Annotated in this window: 15 protein-coding genes and 1 tRNA gene; 5 read left to right on the forward strand and 11 right to left on the reverse strand. The window is 43.7% G+C overall.

Features of this window, described 5'->3' with window-relative positions:
* Positions 1–498: 498 nt before the first annotated feature.
* From NIES208_RS17140 to NIES208_RS17175, 8 genes are all read right to left on the reverse strand, one after another.
* Positions 499–2,400: a prepilin-type N-terminal cleavage/methylation domain-containing protein gene (locus NIES208_RS17140; RefSeq protein WP_075894208.1), complete on the reverse strand. Its 1,902-nt coding sequence runs from the start codon at positions 2,398–2,400 to the stop codon at positions 499–501.
* A gap of 85 nt (positions 2,401–2,485) precedes the next feature.
* Positions 2,486–3,106, reverse strand: a complete 621-nt coding sequence (locus NIES208_RS17145; RefSeq protein ID WP_075894209.1) for a pilus assembly FimT family protein — start codon at positions 3,104–3,106, stop codon at positions 2,486–2,488.
* Entirely contained in the window at positions 3,084–3,659 is a 576-nt protein-coding gene (locus NIES208_RS17150) for a PulJ/GspJ family protein (RefSeq protein ID WP_075894210.1), read from the reverse strand. The genes NIES208_RS17145 and NIES208_RS17150 overlap by 23 nt, the downstream gene beginning before the upstream one ends.
* 162 nt (positions 3,660–3,821) lie before the next feature.
* A complete protein-coding gene (locus NIES208_RS17155) occupies positions 3,822–5,417 on the reverse strand; it encodes a hypothetical protein (RefSeq protein ID WP_139325094.1) in 1,596 nt (531 codons plus the stop codon).
* A 242-nt stretch (positions 5,418–5,659) separates the two neighbouring features.
* Entirely contained in the window at positions 5,660–6,553 is an 894-nt protein-coding gene (prmC, locus tag NIES208_RS17160; protein WP_225875343.1) for a peptide chain release factor N(5)-glutamine methyltransferase, read from the reverse strand.
* Positions 6,554–6,589: 36 nt separating this feature from the next.
* Positions 6,590–7,435, reverse strand: coding sequence for a Tic22 family protein (locus NIES208_RS17165; RefSeq protein WP_075894212.1), 846 nt, complete (start codon positions 7,433–7,435; stop codon positions 6,590–6,592).
* A 345-nt stretch (positions 7,436–7,780) separates the two neighbouring features.
* Positions 7,781–7,854 (reverse strand) — tRNA-Pro (locus NIES208_RS17170).
* A 76-nt stretch (positions 7,855–7,930) separates the two neighbouring features.
* Positions 7,931–8,440, reverse strand: coding sequence for a GNAT family N-acetyltransferase (locus tag NIES208_RS17175; RefSeq protein WP_075894213.1), 510 nt, complete (start codon positions 8,438–8,440; stop codon positions 7,931–7,933).
* Between the two features lie 368 nt (positions 8,441–8,808).
* Between NIES208_RS17175 and NIES208_RS17180 the strand changes: the two genes are divergently transcribed.
* From NIES208_RS17180 to NIES208_RS17190, 3 genes are all read left to right on the forward strand, one after another.
* Positions 8,809–9,444 carry a hypothetical protein gene (locus tag NIES208_RS17180; protein ID WP_315861656.1) on the forward strand — a complete coding sequence of 212 codons (636 nt, stop codon included), beginning with the start codon at positions 8,809–8,811 and terminating at the stop codon, positions 9,442–9,444.
* 110 nt (positions 9,445–9,554) lie between these two features.
* Positions 9,555–10,460: an alpha/beta fold hydrolase gene (locus NIES208_RS17185; RefSeq protein ID WP_075894215.1), complete on the forward strand. Its 906-nt coding sequence runs from the start codon at positions 9,555–9,557 to the stop codon at positions 10,458–10,460.
* Between the two features lie 73 nt (positions 10,461–10,533).
* The gene (locus NIES208_RS17190) at positions 10,534–10,848 is read left to right on the forward strand and encodes a DUF6679 family protein (RefSeq protein WP_075894216.1); all 315 of its coding nucleotides are present in this window, start codon (positions 10,534–10,536) and stop codon (positions 10,846–10,848) included.
* Here the strand turns inward: NIES208_RS17190 and NIES208_RS17195 are convergent.
* The 3 genes from NIES208_RS17195 to NIES208_RS17205 all read right to left on the reverse strand — a co-directional run bounded on the left by NIES208_RS17195 (position 10,845) and on the right by NIES208_RS17205 (position 14,431).
* Positions 10,845–12,512, reverse strand: coding sequence for an MBL fold metallo-hydrolase (locus NIES208_RS17195; protein WP_075894217.1), 1,668 nt, complete (start codon positions 12,510–12,512; stop codon positions 10,845–10,847). The genes NIES208_RS17190 and NIES208_RS17195 overlap by 4 nt on opposite strands.
* Before the next feature lie 455 nt (positions 12,513–12,967).
* Positions 12,968–13,774 carry an SPFH domain-containing protein gene (locus tag NIES208_RS17200; RefSeq protein WP_084176677.1) on the reverse strand — a complete coding sequence of 269 codons (807 nt, stop codon included), beginning with the start codon at positions 13,772–13,774 and terminating at the stop codon, positions 12,968–12,970.
* Positions 13,775–13,891: 117 nt separating this feature from the next.
* A complete protein-coding gene (locus NIES208_RS17205) occupies positions 13,892–14,431 on the reverse strand; it encodes a DUF1997 domain-containing protein (RefSeq protein WP_075894218.1) in 540 nt (179 codons plus the stop codon).
* A 286-nt stretch (positions 14,432–14,717) separates the two neighbouring features.
* Here NIES208_RS17205 and psaC point away from each other — a divergent pair, with 286 nt between their 5' ends.
* Together psaC and rplI are read left to right on the forward strand one after the other, a co-directional pair.
* The gene (gene psaC / locus NIES208_RS17210; protein WP_012307203.1) at positions 14,718–14,963 is read left to right on the forward strand and encodes a photosystem I iron-sulfur center protein PsaC; all 246 of its coding nucleotides are present in this window, start codon (positions 14,718–14,720) and stop codon (positions 14,961–14,963) included.
* A gap of 428 nt (positions 14,964–15,391) precedes the next feature.
* Positions 15,392–15,850, forward strand: a complete 459-nt coding sequence (gene rplI, locus NIES208_RS17215; protein WP_075894219.1) for a 50S ribosomal protein L9 — start codon at positions 15,392–15,394, stop codon at positions 15,848–15,850.
* The last annotated feature ends 419 nt before the right edge of the window (positions 15,851–16,269 follow it).

Genomic DNA, 16,269 nt, shown 5'->3' on the forward strand with positions numbered 1-16,269 from the left:
TGTCTCATTTGTTGGCATTTTCCTACCAACGCTGCATAGTCAATCCCGGAGAGCCGAATAATCTTTACTAAAAGCTTTGTTCTTGCGTCTTTTTTCGGAACGAAATCAAGCACTTAACAGCAATAAACTAAGTTAGGGCATCATTGAGTTGGGAGACTTGATTACCTGATGCTCTCTGCCAAAAATGTCTTAACGCTCTCTTCTTAGTTACTTAGCCAAAACCAATAAATTTAAGACTATAAAGTCGAGAATTTGTGGAATTTAAGTCGAGTAAGTGAAACCTTTTGAAAAAAAAATGACGTTTAAACCCTCAGTTTTTTGTACTAATCTTGTTAGCTTTAGCTACATAGCTAGTAAAAGTTTTAAATATGATAAAACTCACGAGAAACGATTGTTTTTTCTCAAAAAAAGTTTTCAAAACTCTAATGTAAATATTCTAAAAGACTTTTATTCGTCTAATTAATTGCATTTAATTTCATGATTCTAAGCTCATCAGAACTAAGGCCAATATCCTTCGAATTTAATAACGGTATCGCAAGACAAGTCGACACTATCTTGCCCCCCTTGAACTATACCGTCAGCTGAAACTTGATCTAGGAAGGGAGCAAAAACTGGGCTATTGTTAACTGTCGTAGGAACTGCAAACCCAGCATTTGTCACAATCTCAATCAAATCATTTCTTTGATCTAGTGTACTTGTGGATTTGGGCGCTACTACTGCGCCACGACCTAAAGCATTCAAATCTAATGTACAGAGAGGTGGTGCGGCAGCGCCACATTGCTCTGGGCTGCTATAGGGACTAACTCTACCAGCTACACCAATCGCCCTAACTTGATAACAGAATTTTTTTCCTGGATCAGGTTCAAAGCCTTCATTAAATGAAAGTGGACTGGGGTTTCCATTAAGGACTAAATCCCCATCTGTCTCTGGGTTACAGGATGAATTACTCTCAATTTCGCATTTTCTAATTTGGTACTTTATTGCATCGGGGGAAGCATTAGTCCATGTAACTCCTTGAGGATTTGTTACAGTTGTATCAAAAGAAATAAATTGAATATCCCATGTAGAGTCTACAGTTTCGCCAACATTAAGGGCACCGCATTTAACAGGAGAAATATTTCCCGAAGCCGCCGTTGAATAGCCTTCTTCATTACCAGCCACAACGCCATAGCAAAATGCTTGGTTCGCAGGCGGATCTTGCGTTTCATTCCAAGGAATGTTTGCGTCAAATGCCGTGTCCGTTGGCGCTCTAAAACTGAGGACAACATTTGGGTCTGTAGTGGGATCTGTGACTGTAATGGTGCACGGACTGCTTGGGTCAAGTGTCGGACAGCGATATAGATAGTAATCTACCGCACTAGTATCTCGCGACCAAGAGACTTCAGGGACAATATCTGGTGTGACAACCAAGTCGCTAGAAGAGATAGCTGTAGGCACAGCTGTTGGATTCAAAATGGTGCAAGCTACGTTCCCCGTAACACTCTGAGTTCCACTACTTATGGAAACTCCAGTAAAACAGACTCTTTCTCCATCAGCGGCAGCTGTTACTGTTTGATGCGTAATCATGCCTGTTGGTGCTCCGCTAATGTCAGAGCCATCTTGGGGATCAGTGCCCGGAATCGGAGTACAGGTGACATCTGTCGTTGTGCAACTATAAATGCGGTAATTATCTGCGCCATTAATCGCTGGCCATGATAGTTCGGGCGTTAGATCTACGGGATCAACAAGATTGATGTTAGGAGGGCTAACGGTAGGAGTAATACTTCTGGCGATTGTATCAACAAGAACTGATAACGTTTCTGAACTTGTATCTGTACCTTCGGTATCAAAAAGTTCACCGAACAAACCAACCCGAACACGATAAACGGCTGTCCCATTAGTGGCTGTACCTGTCTCGATACAAGCTTGAAAGCCACCTGAGCCAATTAGTCCATTTGGATCGTTACAAGTTAGCTCACTGCTGACATTATTTTCTGTGAGACCATCGACAAGTACTTGCCAATCGCCTCCATTAACGCGACGTCTTAAAATATTGGGACCCAACCAAGGATCTGTATCTGTAGATGCGGTCAGTTGGTATTCGATTGTGTTGGAGACAGTCGGGGCTTCTGTTGTGAAATAGTTAAGAATTAAAGTGTCGCGAACGGGCGTTGATGCTCCGGCGACACGAGATCTGGCAATGTCATCGTTGATGTAGTCGATCGCCCTATTGAGTTGATTTTTGACATCGGTCTTTACTGTAGAGTCTTTATTACTGTTCAACACGGCTACTAGCCCTGCACCAAGACCACTCAGCACCAAGCCACTAATTGCGATCGCCACTAAAAGTTCTGTCAGGGTAAAACCTTTTACTTGTTTGCGACACAGCAGATTTTTAAGATAGAGCCGAAAAAAATTCATAACAGTAAGCTGTAGTGGTGATGATAGTTAAACAGAAAAAACAAACAAAGATAAATCGTAGTAAATAAACACAAACTGCCAAATGTTAATTGCTCGCAGTACAGTTTGTATCTAAAGTGCTGGTGTCATTGGGTGTGTAATTACCAAGTCTAATAAGACCAAGACCATCGGATACAACAATACACTTTTGAAAAATGTTATTCTCTTCGGCGGAAAGAACAATGACTAAGTTTTCTACATCTGTAGATGGATTTCCTAAAAAATCCTCTGTACCACCCCGAAAGTCAAACAAAAGATTATCCTCCGGGTCATCATCTGCTGGGTCATAGTTCGCACTGATATCAGCAAGATTATGTCGAATTTGGACATTTTCTAACTCTCTTGTACCAGCTGAGACACAAGACGAAGAAATACTTAAGACATCGTTGGTCGAACCTGAAGCAGTCGAAGCTGTAACAGGAATACGCACCTTACAACTTCTGCTTTCACGAATGGCTGAACGTTGAGCTTCCTGTAGTAATCCTTGCAGCTCACTTTGGGCAGAATTCACTCTCGCACGACTCAAAAAGCCTAGCATTCCCGGTCCGATAATCGCGGACATAATGGCAATCAACAATACAACAACTAAAACTTCAATGAGAGTAAAACCCTCTAAAGTGCTATGTCGTTTTTTTTCAAGTCTGCTATTGGCAACTAAACGCGGCATCAGGAATTACCTCTGTATAAAAACTGGCTATTTCATTGTTTGCTGTTCCGTCAGCTTTGAGGGTTGTGCTTTCTGGATCTGTGATTGAGTAACTCACTGTCATTACATGAAAAGGAGGGTCTGGAAATACAGATAGGGTTCTAACCGCCGAATAACTCTTGTTAAGTAAGGTTATATTCGGTCGCGCAGCGGGGGTGTCGGGTGGCTCAATGGTCTCAGCCGTAGCGCTCCAATCTACGGTGATACTGGGATCGGTGACTGCTCTCGCCAAAGCTGCAGCATAACCATTGTCTGCATTTACAGCATCGCAGTTTGCCCCTGTTAGGTTTTGGAGAGCTGCAAATTTAATATCCGAGAAATCATTTTGAATCCATTGCAATGCTTCTGATTGACGTTGGGCTCGAATACGATATAAAGCGGAAATGGCGATCGCCTGCGAAGTAATAAGAACAAAAACTGTTGCCATAATAATGGCAGCTAGCACCTCAATAAGCGTGAAGCCATCTGAATTAGACGCTTGTTTACTAGAATTTTTGGAAAGTATTTTCAACATTTAGTTTAACGACCCAGCTTATTAATAAAAATGAAACTTCTTACATTTATCCTTATTTCCAATACTAACTAACAGCTGATTTTCTGAAAAATAGTCGGATATGAAGGTGCAAACTATTTTAGATAACTAAATCTTCTATGATGTTTTTTTCAGCTAACTCATCTAATTATTAGTTCTATCTCGAATTTCCCACGCCGATACAGGCGAAAGAATCGGCAGATCATCAGCGGGTATAGTTAATGCACCGAGTATATCCTCATTGTTATCAGCTAAGTCATCATCAAATTGAACAATGGTGCGACCGCCAACATTACAGTTGGTTATATCTGTTCCAGATGATGCGTTTGCAAGGGTGACAAGACCTCCTTGATTTGCATCAGCCCATTGGAAAATCCACATTGCCCCTGTTAAAGATGGTTCAGTCGATGGCGTGCCGCCAGTACCTGAGATTAAACAGCCCCATGCTTGCGGAGCATGAATAAATGCATCAACATCTGCAGAATCATCAAACTCAATTTTATTAGTCGCGCACTTATTAGGCGTTGGCACCCCATCTAAATCAACATTTTGGTCACAACCATATTTATAACCCGTACCACTGGGTTCCTCATTCGTTATTCGCCCGGGACTTTCAGTGACATTGCCGTAAATTTGAAATTGAGAAACAGGAACATCTCCATCATTGACTTGACCATAGAAAGTAATGTCTCCCTGAACGTAAAACACAATATTTGTATTAGGACGCAGATTAATACTATCGGTCTCGTCCATAATTAATGAAGGTATTAGGTAGTGATATGCACCTTTGTACTGGATATCTGTTGGGCGAGGCAATTCGGTCGGAAGGATAGCTGGTGAGCGTGTCGAATCACCAAATAATTCATCCGATTGGAGAAAGTTAAGACTTTCATCGGGCGGTAAAGCAGGAGTATCAGGAATTACTTGCTTAGTTGCACGGATATCTCCTGTAAACTCTCCGCCTACTTGTACGATATTGTCAGCTTGGTTAATGTTTGCTTCTGGTGGCAACCCTGTATTCGGAGGAGTCGCTGTAATATCACAAAAAGGTGCTGCGAATACGATGTTGCCATCTACTTTGTTCGTCAGGATACTGTTGTCACTACCTGTATTCATCCAGAGCCCCGGAAAGCCACCAACATCTAACCCTGAGCCATCTAAAATTGGAATATTAACTTGTATACGGCTAATTCCGGTATTGATTGCCTTATCAGTATTGCCTGCACCTGTTATTCCTTGATTTGTACGACCTTCAATCGTTAAAGTCGCGTTTCCCGGTACATCTGTCGGTAATGCCGTAGGATCGTTGTTCGTTGTATTGTACTCATAGCTAACCAGTCGATACTGACCTTTAGATGGATCTGTCGGGTCTGCATCAGTCCAAGCTAATGTATTGCTAAGGGATGCTGGAACAACTGGATTTCCTGACTGCGGGTCGCAATCTAGAGGATTAGCTGCGGCTCCCGGAATTGCGTTGGGATTGTTCCAGCTGCTGGGCTCAGCATCTCCGACAAGATCTGGACAGGTTTCAAAAAAACCATCGCCGTCATCATCGGTTCTATCTGCTGCACAATCAGGAGCAACGGCTAGGGCTCGGTTGTTACCGCTAGACAGCTCTTCTTGGATTCGAGCAATGCCTAATTCTGCTGCGGCAATAGCTTGTTGGGTTTTAGTTTGGACTTTAGAGTTTATTTCGCTGTCACTGCTTAATCTAATTGAGGCGATACCCACAGCCAGCATAAACAGGCCAAAGCCCAACACTAGAGGAATGGTAAATCCGGCTTCTTGATTATTCTTTTTTTCTAAGTGCAAAAAGTATTTCAGGAGCATCATGTTGGTTATACCTCGGCACACTGAATGATTATTGCCGAATTAGAAAGATAATTGTCTTTTTTTATTATTCCCAGTTGTGGGGCGATCGCCCACACCCAAAAGTTAAGTTTTACTGAATTCTTGCGGATAAATCCGAGAGAGTAAAAAAATTATCTTCTTTTCGCTAGGACATAGCGATCACAACCAGAGAAGTCATCAACAACTTGAATGTTATTATAATTGCCGTTTTGCGAGAGTAACTGAGCCACAACCTGTCCTTGACCTTTCATCAACTCAATTAGCCAGATACCACCAGAAATGAGAAAGTTAGGAGCCTCACTGACTAAAATCCGAATATCGCTCAGGCCATCTTCACCGCCATCAAGGGCACTGTGGGGTTCATGACAAAATACTTCAGTTTGTAAATCAGGAAGCAGATCAGAAGGAATATAGGGTGGGTTGGCAAGCATGGCACTCATTTTGCCTTGCATTTCTTGTAGCGGCTCCCACCAACTTCCTTGGTAAAACTGAATTTGGTCAGACATGCCGTACGCTTTCGCATTTTTTCTGGCAATGTCTAGGGCTGCTGCACTTCTATCTACTGCATGGATGGTGGCATTCGGAAATTGCTCTACCAAACTGAGGGCGATCGCCCCACTACCTGTACCGAGGTCAACCCAATGCCCTGTGGCTAAAGCGGGATTTTGGTCTGTTGCTTCCAACGCGAGGTCGATGAGATATTCAGTTTCGGGGCGGGGAATTAACACCGATGGTGTGACAATCAGTTCAAAATTTCGCCAAGGCGTTTTCCCAACAAGATATTGCACGGGCACACGCTGCTCTACTCGTTGTTGCCAAAGATTTTTTAGCTCCGTGAGACTCACTTGGCTATGGACATCTCGGTTAATCCCAAGTTTTAAATCTAAGGCTGTGATAGAAGTGAGCGCTTGTAAAAACCAATTAATTTCTCCCAAAGAAATATCAGCGGCGATCGCCTGAGCCTGAGCCCACTCCCGCCACTGACTTAATGCTGTCGCCGCAATAAGAATCAAAGATTTACTCAATATCCTAAATGCTTAGTCATTGAGACCGATGCTCCGCTATTCAGACGTACTACCACTCTCTCCACTCGTACTTTCAATAATTTGTTGGATCAAAAGCGCCGATTCTTCCGCTGGAATCAACGTCATTTCCTTCAGGAAATTTTGCTCATCCTCAGGAAGATCATCATTCGCCAACTTAGAAATAAAGACCTCCAAAGCCATCACATTAATACTGAGATTATCCTGATTTTCGAAGCCTTGGATTTGCTCTAAAATCGGGTCGACTTCAAAGAAAATCGGAATTTGTCCACCAGCTTCAAGGGTCGGGAATGTCGTAATGGGGTTGCCACTTTCGTCGGTAGATTGAATAGAGAGGAAAAACAGCGGCACACCGGGAAACGAATCATTTTCAATGACTTGAGACGCGGCTTCTAACTGTTCTACCGTGGGGAAAAATTTAAAGGTTAAATTTTCGGCATCATCGCTTTGGGCAAACTGATAAATGCGGTCTAGGCCAATGGGCAGGATATTAGCCTCTTGCCACAATGCATACTGCTCAGTCAGGATAGAAATCGCCGCTGGATCCTGGTTTGCTTTTGCCTGCTCTGCCTCTAACAAAGTCTTTGCTTCCTCACGGCGGGCGAGGACAAGGTTTTCTGCGTCAGAAGGACTAACAAACACCCCTGTTACCCCAATGGGTTCTTCGCCATTTTCCCCTTCAACACTCGCAAAAATTGGCTGCCCATCGTCGGTAATCAGCATATACATGGGCACAGTTTCCAGCTTTTGTAGAATCACTTCTTCCGGTAATGCCCATGCTGGTAAATTTAGCCCCATTGTAGTTCCGGCGATCGCCGCTCCAGCGAGCAACATCCGATGACCGAAGCGAACAAGACTTTTCATAAACGTAAAACCTCAAAAAATGACAGCTAAATAATTACGTGTTTCGGAACCCAGAAAGGCTTATCTAAAAATTACTTTTTAGAATATCGAACTTCCCCAGTTTTAGAATGAAACCCCAATTTGAGATTACTCCAAACCCTTTATTCCGTAACTTGTACGCAACCTTATGCAATTACCTTAAGCAGACGGGGAGAAATCACGAAGAGTTCCAAAGAGCAACTATCTAGAGTTTTCGACTCTAACCATGATGATTAGCACCGAAAACTAAATTTGGTCTCGACCTTAGCACAAAAAAAATCCCCCCTACAAAATCTGTAGAAAGGCAATTTTACATTAAATTTAAAGTCGGGATGACAGGATTTGAACCTGCGGCATCCTGCTCCCAAAGCAGGCGCGCTACCAAGCTGCGCTACATCCCGAAGCTCGGACGATTCAGTATAACCTAGTCCCTAATTATTTGAAAGACTTAGCAAATTTTTTTGCGATCGCCTCACCCTAGCTAGGATACCAAAACATCCCCTTAATCCCTTCAGGATCCAGAATAAAACCGAGACGGCGATAAAATTCGACAACCTGAGGATCCGCAAACAACGTGATATTACTAATATCCGACTCGCGCAACTTCTTGATGATAAATTTCATCAGTCCTTTACCAAGACCTTTGCTTTGAAATTCCGGGTGAATCACCACATCCCAGACCGTCGCATTAAAAGCACAATCCGACGTAGCACGGGCAAAACCAATCAACCGCTTGCGATTTGTATTACGCACTTCCCAAACAGTCACCACCAAAAAGCTATGTTGAATAGCCTTACGCACTTTCCGAATCGGCCGCCTTGCCCAACCGACTTTGTCACATAATTCTTCCAGTTCATAGAGATCAATATCCCGGTCTAAACTAAAAAATATGCGTGGCTGTCCGGCTGACTCGAGCCCTTTGCTAGTTGTCTTGTCTGTACTTGGTTGGTCAGCAGTGTTCTTGAGTAGTCTTTTTAAAAAACCCATTCTTTTGTCAGTCGGGGCGATCGCCTAGATATGATGTCGTGGGAGGCTGCGAACCGTAAATATCCTTGATAATCTTACACCGAATATTCAAAACAGTGAGTAGCATCTTGCCATCACCCTAATTACAAACAGCTTTTCAGCCTCAATAATCCAACAAAATCCAGCAAATCAATAAGGTAAACTGAAAAATAGATCAGAAGTGTGGCCATATACAAAAAACACTGAGGTCAAACGAGAAATCCCGAAAAGTCGCAGCAGCCAAAACATTCACTCCAGTTCTGAGACATATGACAACGGCGTTAAAACCATCCACACTCGATCTTCTCAAGCGCTTTAATCGCTCATTTCCTCAGTTTTACGAACAATTTGTGAGCAGCGAAATCCAGCTGCAAAATCTCCAGCTTGCCTACCGTCTCTACAAATCAAAGCAAGCCATTATTGACGTACTACCAGAAGGCAGCAAAAGCGCCCTCAACTTTGCTTACCGCAATCAATCTTTTCTACTGAGTGATATTTTTGGCGTGCTCGCCGCCTACGGCCTCAAAATCCACAGCCTGAGCCTTTACGGACAGATCAAACCCCCCATGCTTGTCTTTATCAAGCTCGTTATCTCCCGGGGTAATCAAGCCCTCACCCAACAAACCTCAGACAACGTCTGTCGCGCCATTCGAGAAGCCCTAGCCGGTCGTTTCGAAGTAGAAGAAATGTTAGCCGTAGAATTCAACCTTGATGCAGGCCTAGAGCAAGTTGAAACCGAATTTTATATTGACCCCGTCTTCCACCTTCCAGCCCTCCTCATTGAAGCCGACAACCAACCCGGCTTATTTTATAAAGTCATGTATGCCACATGGCAGGAAGACCTACTCGTCGTCAATGCCAACTTACTAGTCTGGCGAGGGCGTACCCGTTTAATTCTTTACCTTCTTGGGCCTAACGAAAACCTGATCCCTGATTATTTAGGCCAGCGCATTGCCGAAAGTGTTAAGTACCGACTCCTTGGTTAGTAATAGTTTGTATTATTTTTCAGAATTACAGCCGTCGGAATTACAGAAGGCAAACAGTTGTCTAAAATTAGAGATGTACCACTGCTTGAAGGTATGGATAAAGCGGCAATATGGCGACTGCAGTAATTCGAGATGTTCTGCATACTTACGATTGGACAGGACAAAATATGTCGCCGTCTCATAATGACAACGATGACGAGGAGTTACCGACGCTTGTTTTTATCCATGGTTGGCTCCTGAGTCGCTCCTACTGGCAACCGGTAATCGAAGAGCTTTCCCAGTTTTACCCTTGTTTAACCTATGATTTACGGGGATTTGGGGAATCAAAAGCCCTCCATCACCAGAGTCACGATTATCCTGAGCAACAATTTACTTTAGATGAATACTCAGAAGATTTAAAAAGTTTACTGACTCACTTGGGCATCAAAAAGGCTTGGCTGGTGGGACATTCTCTCGGTGGGAGCATTGCGCTCTGGACAGCAAGCAAACTTTCAAAGGTTGTCGAAGGGGTGGTCTGTGTCAATGCGGGGGGCGGTATTTATCTTAAAGAGGATTTTGAAAAATTTCGCTCGGCTGGTCAGCAAATTATAAAAAATCGTTTTCCTTGGTTGTTATATGTGCCGTTTATTGACCTTCCTTTCACGCGCTTAATGGTACATAAACCTTTGGCAAGACGCTGGGGTAGGCAACGTATCAAGGATTTTTTTGCCGCGGACCGCAAGGCTGCTTTGGGTGCTTTATTGGAAACGACAACGGAAAAGGAGGTTCATCAATTACCTCAACTTGTGGCGCAACTCCGGCAACCGGTTCATTTTTTAGCGGGGAGTCAGGATTCTGTGATGGAACTGAAGTATGTTTATCATTTAGCCAGCTTCCATTATTCTTTTGGCTCAAGGGGTGAGAATGTCACTGAAATCGAACGTTGTGGACATTTGGCGATGGTGGAACATGCGGGGACGGTGAGTCAAAATTTACTGGATATTTTAAGTAAAAATACGTGCAAAAAAAGTCTGTAAAAGTGTAGGGAGATTGTCTACAATGCTTAGTAGAGAAATATAAATCGCTCTACTTTTAAACTGGGAGAAGCTTATGCTACACCGCAAGATTAATCAAATCTGCAATGATGAAAAAGAAGTTTGCATATTCTTGCGGGATCAACAGCGCTGGATCGAAAGCGCGAAAATTACAGCGTTTGAAGGCGAGATCCTGACAATTCGTTATGAAACGGAAGAAGATGATGAGGTTTCTTCTTGGGAAGAGCTTGTTCGTCTGGAAAGTGTTGGTGCTATTACGCAAAAGCTTGCGTCTGTGCCAAAGATGGATGTGGAAATTGCTATTTCTGAGGATTGTCCTGAGGCGGAACAGATTTTCCCCCACTTCCCTGATTCTAAAAATCAAGACTAGTTATTTTTGGCGGCGATCGCCTCAAATTCTGGACAATATCCCTCTGGTGTTACTTTAAAGCGATACAAGGGGGATTTTTGCTGTTGGCAGCGCATCGCTTTTTGGAAGCGACAGTTAATGCAGCAATCGAGGTTAGCGAAGCGCTCAAGGTCGGTTTTACTACGTAATAATTCTCGTTCGTTAATGCCGCGAATAATCAGTTCTTCGCCTTGCCAATGGGCTTCAACGAGGCCTGTGTCGGCAAAGGTTTGCCAGCGGGGGTCTTCACTGATGCTGTTGGGCAGGCTTAGGGAAATCCACGCGCCTAGTTCATTGATTTCTCCTTCGTATTCGGTGCGTTGGGGGACAGCGGGCTGGATAAAGGTATCGCCTACGGGTAATTCGACGAGGTTACCGGCGGCAGGACAGTGAAGTTGGTAGCGATTTTGGAGTTCTTCGAGGGCGGTCAGGTTTGTTAGGTCGTCGGCGGAGCCATGGAAAAAGATGACGTGCTGGGGACGGAGATTGTGAATGAGTTGGGTGGTGTTGCGTCCGTCGCTATGTTCGGCGAGGAGATAGGTTTCGATCTGGACGTGTTTTTTGGGGGCGATCGCCGCGAGGGGCAGTTCATCAAAATTCAGCCACACACCGGGATGCTCAGGCAAGAGTAGTAGGTAGGCATGATTGACATTTTCGCAGTACTTCCCAAAATCACTGGTGTAGTCCGTGATGATAATATGTTGCCCTTCATCTAGCTCCGGATATTCCCCCGCCCGCAGACGATGCATACGCGGGTAAACACGGTCATCCCAAAATAAAGATTGGTGTTTGGCAAAATTCTGGACTGTGGCAGGCAGCTCATCCAAAATATCGAGGTAGTGATCGCAGGCTTTGGCGACATTTCCTTCCACCCAAATATCTAACTTTTTCCCGGTAAATTGGTGGTGGGATCGCAATAGTTTTAAAATTTCTTGCCCCAAACCTAAACGGGGGACAGGCAAGATAATGGATTGCTTTTCTGCTAGCGCTTCGAGTAGTCGATTGGTGAGATATTTTTCCTGCTGTCGGCGATGGGGATGGCGAACCGTGCCGTAGCTACCTTCAATAATTAAGACATCTGGCTTCAACCCCCGCAGCTCTTCAACGGACAGACCGTTTACGAGCTGGAAATGAGACACCGAAAAATCCCCTGTATAAAACAAAGTGTAATCTCGCTGCTCTGTTGTCAGGGTAAATAAAGCTGTGGCGGCTCCCGGTAAATGGCCTGCGGGAAAGAGTTTGATGGTTAATCCGGGGGCAAGTTCCACTGGCGATCGCCAAGGCAATGTCACCGCAAAATCAAGGGAAACAGGCTGTTGATCCGTCCAATTTAAGGGCAGCAACGACTTTGTGGCCTGACTGGTATAAATCGGGATATGGGGGTAGCGCCGCTGAAACTCTAGCAATCCTTCAGCATGATCACGATGGGCATGGCTACAAAAAACCAGATCTACAGGCGCACTGCGGGACGCTGCCGCCGCCATCGGAGTTTCTAACTGGTCGAGATCCGTTAAGCCACAATCCAACAGCACTCGATAATTTCCCATCTGCGCCAATAAACAAACCCCTTCTCCCTGACGACCAATGGCATAGGGCAGACAAAAGAACGGTATTGATTGACCAGAAAAGGCTGTTGCGGTAGGCATTTTACTCAAAAAAAACTAGAATCTCTACGGCAATTAGTCCACAGTTTCAGATCCTAGCAGTGTCTTGGGTTCGTAAACCCGATAAGTTGTTGAATCGAAAAAAAATAAAACCGTTAGGGAAATCCGGCGATCGCCCTAAATCCCCACTAATTTCTAGTGAGCAGAGCCATTACCATGATAATCATCCGAATCGTAAAAACCGTTCTTTGTACCGAAAAATAGACAAGCGACAGTGAATACACCTGTCAAGACAACTAGCAATAATTTGACATCCATGTAAAAGTAACAACTCCTTAAAATATTGTTCTGTCTTAATCTTAGCGAGACTGTCCTAGAACAGAGGGATTTTTTTGCATTTGTTTATAGGTCTTGATCCGCAAAAAATCATTAAATTCTGACAGAAACTCCTAAAATCAGATTTTTACAACATATTTCGGGCAAATACAGCTCCCTTTCTACTCCATTCCCCTAACATCTTCCTCTAATAAATTAGACAGCGCTTCCGTCATCACCTTCGGATCCATAAAGAGAATTTTTGTATTGTCACTCTTACTAATTTTTTCGTTGACATTCATATATTGCCTCGCTAACATAAACCGCAAAATCTCTGAACCCTCCTCAGGATTTTCCTCAATAATTTTCAGCAGTTCTTTGACCGATAGGGTAATTGCCTCAATATCTTCTAAGGTTGCCCGCTTACGACTCGCCGCTTCCTGCTGTTGTTGCAGGGATTTTTGCAGCTCTTCAGGCACGATAATGTCTTGAATTTCAACAAGCGTTACCCGCACCCCCCATTTACTCGTCACAGCACTGAGTTGGTTAATGAGTTTGGAGTTTATTTCTTCCCGGGAGCTATAGGTCTCCTGCAGTTCGAGATTACCGATTTTCGAACGCAACATGGTTTTGACAAGGTTTGCGAGGGAATCCATCAGATCATCGACATCGTAGTAAACGCGGTAAACATCAAATATTTCCCAATAAATAATGGCATCTACTTTGATGGAAATATTGTCTTTGGTGATCACCGTTTGTGGGGGAATATCTAAGACTCTCTCTTGTAGGCCTTCTTTAAAGGCAATTTTGTCCATGAGGGGCAAAATAAAATTCATGCCGGGCTTTAGTACTCGCTTAAAACGCCCAAAACGAGTGACAATCGCCTGTTCATTTTCTTCGATGATATGGATCGATTTATAAACGAGGTAAAAGAACACAATGACGACAGAGCCGCAAAGGACAAGTAAAAAAATGAGTCGGGCTTCCACTGAGTCTCCACTGCTCCCTTAGGGATAATAGCCTTGCTGTTTCCTATTCTAGAGTGAATATTAATGATGGATTTTTTTCAACTGTCTTTCTACCCTCCAAGCCCAGCAGCGGTCAGTTTAAGTCACAGTTTTTGTCCAATCAATATAGTCCTGAATAAGCTGTTTAAGAATTTGTTGTTTAATGCGTTGTAACACTTCACTGAGGAGGCGATCGCCGGTCGCCTGGAGCAAAGGTTTTGGCGTTAACCAAAGGGGTGGCGGCAAGGGTAATGTCACGCTCAAGTCCGCCTTGCCACTGAGTTGAGGTTTGCCACCATCATCCTGCGTGCTAGCTAAAGTCCCCACCAACGTCAGTTCTACCCCATCCATAAAGGCTTCGAGTCCCCTAAACTCATAGTCCAAACTTTTCAAATGCACGACATTATGGCGATCGCACCAAATCCGCAAAGTTACAATCGGCTGAAATTGGTACAAATCCAAAAAGCCAATGGGCTGCATTTTTAAGCGAAATTGATCCGGGGCAAGCTTTTCTGTCAGATCTGGATTGGCAATGACCCCCACAACGCGATCTATTTGTTGTAGATATGTATCAATGGATGGCGACAGCTCAGGTGCCTCTAACCGCACAAGCTCTACTGCGGCAAACCGACTCTGCATAAACTCACTCAAAAACTATACAAACAGTAGTCTAAAACCGAACCCTTAGGCGATCGCCCCACCCCTTTAACGCCCCCTAAAACAAACTTTCCCAAAGCCTTCTAGAACAAAAAGATCGACCAAAATCATAGAAAAATCCTTAAAAATACCAAGAAAAAACCATAGATGTAACGCAACGTAAACTTATATCACCTTTTCGAGAAGGGGCTTCAAAGCCTGCGGTAAACTAGCCCATAATCCAGAATGCTGACACATAAAACCACATTCTTGTAGGAGTTAACACTCAATGTCTCATAGCGTTAAAATTTACGACACCTGCATTGGCTGTACCCAGTGCGTCCGTGCTTGTCCTCTTGATGTCCTAGAGATGGTTCCCTGGGATGGCTGCAAAGCTGGTCAGATCGCCTCTTCTCCTCGCACAGAAGATTGCGTTGGCTGTAAGCGGTGCGAAACTGCTTGCCCCACTGACTTCCTCAGTATCCGAGTTTACCTTGGTGCCGAGACTACCCGCAGCATGGGTCTGGCTTACTAAAACACCTGTTTAACAAAACTTTTTTGTATTGGGTTTTATAACAAAACCATTCACTTAACATCCTTCAATCATTCTGGTCATCAGCAGAGAGGCGTTTTAGTCCTCTCTTTTTTTTTACAATATTTGCCTTTAGTCACAGGAGCGATGACGCATTTTTTTGGAGTCTCCGGGCGATCTGGATTCATCAGACAAAAGCTCAATCAAAAATAATAGAAGTAAAGCCCATCAACCCAGAGCATCAAGAAGGGCAATCAACTTATTTCTTTATTTCTTTATTTCTGCCGAATGTTAAGGCGATCGCCACCCCACTCAAAAATCATCATGTCAGCCATTTGCCTAAATAATCCTCAAAATTGTAGAATACAAAGTTCCGTAAGCTAACAGAGCTATACCGAAAAAGCATTATTTGTATTTATCCGTAAATTATTATGAGTAAACGTTTACAGGTCGTCCTTAATCAGGATGTCCGCAAACTAGGCACTAACGGCGACCTCGTAGAAGTCGCTCCCGGTTATGCCCGCAACTACCTTCTTCCCCAAGGCATTGCTTCCCTCGCCACTCCCGGCATTTTGCGTCAAGTTGAGCAGCGTCGCGCCAAAGAACAAGAGCGTCTCGCAGCTGAACTGAAAGAAGCAGAAGATCGCAAAGTCGCCCTAAAAACCGTCGGTAAACTGACAATCCGTAAGCAAGTCGGCGAAGACAACCTCATCTTCGGTACCGTTACAACCCAAGACGTTGCCGACACCATTAAAGCAATGGCTGGTCAAGATGTTGATCGTCGCGGCATTACCATTCCTGAAATCAACAAAACAGGCAACTACCAAGCACAAGTTAAGCTTCACCCAGAAGTGACTGCAACTGTAGACTTTGAAGTTATTGCTCTTTAGAGATTATTGCAACCGAAAATTTCAGAATTTTATTATGGCCATAGCCAGAAAAATTGGTAGAAGTTTAAAGCATATTGTCAAAGCATATTAAATGTCTTGATCTTGATGCTTTTGACCGTAGCAACTAAAACTTAATTTAATCAAAAAGATAAAAGGACAGATTTTTACGATCTGCCCTTTTTTTATTGCATTTATTTTTTTAGAAGGCATTAGAGACCGAAAAAACAGTCAATTGATACCGTTGTTTCAAATAACCTTCAGAGTGATCCATTTTCTTCCTTTGAGAAGATATCCGAAGCAGGGAAAAAGGTTTCGATAACGTGAGTTTTGCTTAAGCATGCTCGGAAGTACGACGCGGTGAATGAGAGAGCGAGAGATCGGGAGATGTTTCTATGCAAACAATCCTACTAGCTTTCAAA

Source organism: [Limnothrix rosea] IAM M-220 (assembly GCF_001904615.1).
In the GTDB taxonomy this organism is placed as follows: Bacteria; Cyanobacteriota; Cyanobacteriia; order Cyanobacteriales; family MRBY01; genus MRBY01.